The sequence below is a fragment of the Mycobacterium sp. genome, assembly GCF_035653355.1.
Classification (GTDB): Bacteria; Actinomycetota; Actinomycetes; order Mycobacteriales; family Mycobacteriaceae; genus Mycobacterium.
In genome coordinates this window covers 1-4,888 of record NZ_DASRBZ010000403.1, presented here as the reverse complement: position 1 = coordinate 4,888, position 4,888 = coordinate 1, and the positions used below count along the sequence as shown (strand labels likewise).

The window sequence follows — 4,888 nt, the reverse complement described above, 5'->3', positions numbered from 1 at the left end:
GTAGTGCCCGGGAATGCCCGGCCCAGTTCCTCGGCGGTGCGTCCGGCGCCGACGACCACCGCGCGCACCGCATCCGACCCGCATCGGGCGCATCGCAGCGACGGCTCGGCTCGTCCGCACCAGCGGCACACCGGGCCCGGTCCGCCGCGGTCGAGTAACGACAGCGGGCCCGTACAGTGCCGGCAGCGGGCGATGGCGCGGCAGCGCCCGCAGGCCAGCGACGGGATGTAGCCCCGCCGCGGCACCTGCACCAGCACCGGCGCTCCCGCGTCAAGCGCAGCGCGGGCGACGCGCAAGGCCATCGACGGCAACCGCGCGGTGCGTGCGGCGGGGTCGCGCTCCTCGGCGTAGCCCCGGTCGTCGAGGCCGACCACCCGCGGCGCGCGGGCACGCACCATGGGCCGGGGCGCGACGATGTCGTGCGCCCAACCGCGTCGCACCAACACATGGGCTTCGGCGGTGCGGGCGTAGCCGCCGATCAGCGCGGCGCAGCGACGCTGGTGGGCGCGCAGCATCGCCACCTCGCGGGCATGCGGATACGGTGCCCGCGGCTCGGCCAGGGTGTCGTCGCCGTCGTCCCACACCATGACCAGCCCCAGGTTGGCCACCGGGGCGAACACCGCGCTGCGCGTGCCGATCACCAGTCGCGCGGTGCCCCGCAACACCGCCAGCCAGCGACGGTAGCGGGCAGTTGGCCCCAGACCGGCCGACAGCGCCACCACGGCCGATTCGTCGATACGTGTCGTCGCCGCCTGCCACAGCGCGTCGACATCCCGCTGGTCGGGGACGATCGCCAGCACACCCTGCCCGGCGCGTATCGTCTGCGCGGCCGCTTCGGCCAACCTCTCCGGCCACCGCTCGCCGGGTAGCGCCTGCCACACCGCCCGGGCGGCGCGCGACTGGTCCAGCGCGGCCAGAAACTGTGCGCCGCGGCCATAGGCTTGCCAGCCTGCCGGGTCGACGGGTTCGATGACGGGCCGACTCGCCGTCGCGGTGGTTTCCCGCTCCGCCCCGGCATGCCGCGGGGGCACTGCCAGCCGCAGCACGTCGGCCCGGGTTCCGGCATAGCGCGCCGCTATCGCATCGACCAGCCGGCGAATCTCCGCGGTCAGCACCGGCTCGGCGGAGATGACCCGGTCGAGCCAGCCCAACTTGCCGATGTGATCGGTATCGGTGCGGCGCTCCAGGATGAACGCGTCGACCAGCCGGCCGTGGAACCGCACCCGGACCCGCACCCCCGGCTGGGCGTCGTCGGATTGCTCGGCGGCAACGAGATAGTCGAACTCGCGGTCCAGATGCGGCACCGACATCATCGGCAGCACCCGCGCGATCGGCTCATGCTCGGCGGCCTGCCGGGTGGTGCTCACCGGTCAGCCACCGGCTCCGCCCGGCCGAAGAAGAACCCGGCCGTGATCAGGATCTGAGCCACCGCGTAGGTCCACCAGACCGGCACTGCCAAGGCCTCGTTGTCGAGCACGAAGCGGCCGATGCCGATCATCGCATCGGACACCGCGAAACACACCGCGCCGGCCGCCGTCCACAGGGTGGGCAACCGTGCCAGCAGGGCGGCGCACACCATCGCACCCAACACCACGATGTAGACCGTCACCGGAAGCATCAACGCGTGCAGCCGCGGCCAAAACCACACCAGCAGCGCCGCACATGCGATACAGGTCACCACCACGGCGCTCAGACGTGCACCCGACGGCCGGGCCAGTGGGACCAGTGCGGCCAGAAAACACAAGTGCGCCAACAGGAATGACGTCAGCCCGGTGACGAACGACGGCGCCCACCAGGGGATGGCCAGCAACCAGTCGCCGACCGCTGATAACAGCAATGCCGGCATCAGCCAGCGCCGCTCGCGCGCGATCGGATGCGCGGCGGCGCCGACGGCCAGCAGCAGCGCCATCGATGCCTTGAACGCGGGCTGGGCCACCCAGTGACCGGTCAACTCTTCACCAGGCGCGGAACGCAATGCGGTCACGGTCAAGAAGATCCCGTAGCCCACCCCACACCAGCCGGCGACCGCCCAGGCTCCGAGCACCACGCGAGGTGCGTACGGTGGGCCCATGCCCAGCTTCGACACCCCCGGTCCTGCCATCGACGCCATCTTGCTGAAGGTACTGGATAAGGTTCCGTTCCGGTTGTCGCCCGATGACGGTATCGAGGTGGTGCGGCAGCGGCTGCGCGAGCTGCCCCGCCGCCGGGTACACCCTGACCTGCGGGTGGAAAACTGCAGCATCGACGGGCCGGCAGGCGCCATCAATATCCGAATCTATTGGCCACCAAATGGTTTGGAATTCATGCCGCCCGTCGTGGTGTACTTCCACGGTGGCGGCTTTGTCGCCGGTGATCTCGACACCCACGACGGCACCTGCCGCCAGCACGCCGTCGGCGCCGACGCGGTGGTGGTCTCCGTCGAGTACCGGCTGGCACCCGAGCACCCCTACCCCGCTGCTGTCGAAGATGCTTGGGCGGCAACGCAATGGGCGGCTGAGCACGCCGCCGAGCTCGGTGCGGATCCCACGCGGTTGGCGGTGGCCGGCGACTCGGCCGGCGGTACCCTCTCCGCGGTGATCGCCCAGCGGGCCCGCGGCAACGCCGGCCCGCCGATCAGCTTCCAGCTGTTGTGGTATCCGTCGACGCTATGGGACACCTCGCTGCCGTCGTTCACCGAGAACGCGTCCGCGCTCATCCTGGACCGGAAGGCGATTGCGGCGTTCTCGCGTTGGTACGCAGGTGAAATCGACCTGACCGACCCGCCGCCGGGGCTAGCGCCGGGGCGGGCGAAGAACCTGGCCGGGCTGCCGCCCACCTACATCGCGGTCGCCGGCCACGATCCGCTCCGCGACGACGGGATGCGCTACGGCGAGCTGCTCGCCGCGGCGGAGGTGCCGGTCGAGGTGCACAACGCCGAGACGCTGGTGCACGGCTATATCGGCTACGCCGGCGTGGTGCCGGCCGCCACCGAGGCCATGGATCGCGGGTTGGCGGCGCTGAAGGCGGCATTGCACCCCTAGCGGGTTACCGTTGCACTATGACCAGTGCGCCCGACTATCACACCGTCATCGTCGGCGCCGGGTTCTCCGGGATCGGCACCGCGATCAAACTCGACAAGGCGGGACTAGGCAACTATGTGGTGATCGAGGCCGGCGACGGTGTCGGCGGCACCTGGTACTGGAACACCTATCCCGGTATCGCCGTGGACATTCCGTCGTTTTCCTACCAGTTCTCGTTCGAGCAGAGCCCACACTGGTCGCGGACCTACGCACCCGGACACGAACTTCAGGCCTACGCAGAACACTGCGTCGACAAGTACGGCATCCGGCCGAAGATCCGGTTCGGCACCAAGGTCCTCTCCGCGGAGTTCGACGACGAGCAGAACCTGTGGCGGGTGCAGATCGATCCCGGTGGCGAGATCACGACCAGGTTCATGGTGAGTGCCAGCGGCGTACTCACCGTGCCGAAGCTACCAGACATCGACGGAGTGGACTCCTTCGACGGAATCACCATGCACACCGCCCGCTGGGACCACTCGCAAGATCTGACCGGCAAACGGGTTGCGGTGATCGGCACGGGGGCCTCAGCCGTGCAGGTGATCCCGGAGATTGCGCCGATTGTCAAGCAGCTCACCGTGTTTCAGCGCACTCCGATCTGGTGCTTCCCGAAGCTCGACGTGCCGTTGCCAGCGCCGGCACGCTGGGCGATGCGGGTACCCGGCGGCAAAGTCGTCCAGCGGCTGGCCAGCCAGGCGTTCGTCGAGGCGACGTTTCCGATCGCCGCGCATTACTTCACCGTTTTCCCGCTGGCCAAGCGGATGGAGGCGGCGGGGCGCGCCTATTTGCGCCAGCAGGTGCGCGACCCGGAGGTGCGCGAGAAGCTCACGCCGAAGTACGCCGTCGGTTGCAAACGGCCCGGCTTCCACAACGGCTATCTGGCCACCTTCAACCGCGACAACGTGCGGCTGGTCACCGAGCCGATCGACAAAATCACTCCCACCGGTGTGGTCACCAGTGACGGCGAGACCCACGACGTCGACGTGCTGGTATTGGCGACCGGTTTCAAGGTGATGGACACCGACAACGTCCCCACCTTCGCGGTCACCGGCAGCGGCGGCCGATCCCTGCGCGAGTTCTGGGACGACCACCGGCTGCAGGCCTACGAGGGGGTCAGCATTCCGGGCTTTCCTAACCTGTTCAGCGTGTTCGGCCCCTACGGCTACGTCGGGTCGTCGTACTTCGCGCTGATCGAGACGCAGACCCACCACATCGTGCGGTGCCTGAAACGGGCCCGGCGGGTGAGCGCGACCCGCGTCGAGGTCACCGAGGAAGCCAACGACCGCTACTTCGCGGAGATGATGCGACGCCGGCACCGCCAGGTGTTCTGGCAGGACAGCTGCCGGCTGGCCAACAGCTACTACTTCGACAAGAACGGCGACGTGCCGTTGCGGCCCACCACCACGGTCGAGGCCTACTGGCGCAGCCGCCGCTTCCACCTCGACGACTACCGGTTCAGCTGAGTGGCGCGTCAGACGGCGCGCTTGAGGTCGTCGACCTTGTCGAGCTGCTCCCAGGGCAGCTCGACGTCGGTGCGGCCGAAATGGCCGTAGGCGGCGGTCTGCGCGTAGATCGGCCGCAGCAGGTCCAGGTCACGGATGATCGCCCCCGGCCGCAGGTCGAACACCTCACCGATGGCCTTCTCGATCTTGACCGGGTCGACGGTTTCGGTGCCGAACGTCTCCACGAACAGCCCGACCGGGGCGGCCTTACCGATCGCGTAGGCCACCTGCACCTCCACCCGCTCGGCCAGCCCGGCGGCGACGACGTTCTTGGCCACCCAGCGCATCGCGTACGCCGCGGAGCGGTCCACCTTGGAGGGGTCCTTGCCG

General features: G+C 69.3%; 4 protein-coding genes and 1 pseudogene. 2 read left to right on the top strand and 3 right to left on the bottom strand.

Annotated features, from left to right (window positions below; translation table 11 throughout):
* Both VFA16_RS13875 and VFA16_RS13870 read right to left on the bottom strand, forming a co-directional pair.
* Positions 1-1,313, bottom strand: a pseudogene (locus VFA16_RS13875) (primosome assembly protein PriA); the annotation flags it as partial.
* Between the two features lie 50 nt (positions 1,314-1,363).
* Positions 1,364-2,071: a lysoplasmalogenase gene (locus VFA16_RS13870; RefSeq protein WP_324968374.1), complete on the bottom strand. Its 708-nt coding sequence runs from the start codon at positions 2,069-2,071 to the stop codon at positions 1,364-1,366.
* Here VFA16_RS13870 and VFA16_RS13865 point away from each other — a divergent pair.
* Together VFA16_RS13865 and VFA16_RS13860 are read left to right on the top strand one after the other, a co-directional pair.
* Complete coding sequence (locus VFA16_RS13865) at positions 2,070-3,020, top strand: alpha/beta hydrolase (protein ID WP_324968373.1); 951 nt, start codon at positions 2,070-2,072, stop codon at positions 3,018-3,020. The genes VFA16_RS13870 and VFA16_RS13865 overlap by 2 nt on opposite strands.
* A gap of 17 nt (positions 3,021-3,037) precedes the next feature.
* Entirely contained in the window at positions 3,038-4,519 is a 1,482-nt protein-coding gene (locus VFA16_RS13860) for an NAD(P)/FAD-dependent oxidoreductase (RefSeq protein WP_324968372.1), read from the top strand.
* Positions 4,520-4,527: 8 nt separating this feature from the next.
* On the opposite strand, the gene VFA16_RS13855 is transcribed toward VFA16_RS13860, so the two are convergent.
* Positions 4,528-4,888 (bottom strand): methionine adenosyltransferase domain-containing protein (locus VFA16_RS13855; RefSeq protein WP_324968371.1); only part of this gene is annotated, 361 nt, incomplete at its 5' end.